The following is a 287-nucleotide window of genomic DNA, read 5'->3' as shown; positions in this document are numbered from 1 at the left end:
GTTAAAGAGCAAGAGTTTTAAGTGTTAAACTTTTAAACCCATTTTTAAATACTCTCTTACGAGAATGCTTAAAGATGGTGGGCGATACCGGGCTCGAACCAGTGACCCCCTGCTTGTAAGGCAGGTGCTCTCCCAACTGAGCTAATCGCCCATAAAGTTTTAATTCCTAATGGAAGGAATGGTGGAGCTATGCGGGATCGAACCGCAGACCTCCTGCGTGCAAGGCAGGCGCTCTCCCAGCTGAGCTATAGCCCCATATTTTTATTTCCTTGGGAGGAAATGGTGGG

The 287-nt window shown here is 47.4% G+C and carries 2 tRNA genes; both read right to left on the bottom strand.

The features are described 5' to 3' along the window. Positions 1–75 precede the first annotated feature (75 nt). Positions 76–151, bottom strand: a tRNA-Val gene (locus AB4623_RS23690). 28 nt (positions 152–179) lie between these two features. Beyond that, a tRNA-Ala gene (locus tag AB4623_RS23685) sits at positions 180–255 on the bottom strand. Positions 256–287 lie beyond the last annotated feature (32 nt).

Origin of the sequence: Vibrio sp. 10N.222.52.C12 (genome assembly GCF_041474215.1) — a bacterium.
Lineage (GTDB): Bacteria > Pseudomonadota > Gammaproteobacteria > Enterobacterales > Vibrionaceae > Vibrio > Vibrio crassostreae_C.
This window is presented reverse-complemented; position numbering and strand designations above follow the sequence as displayed.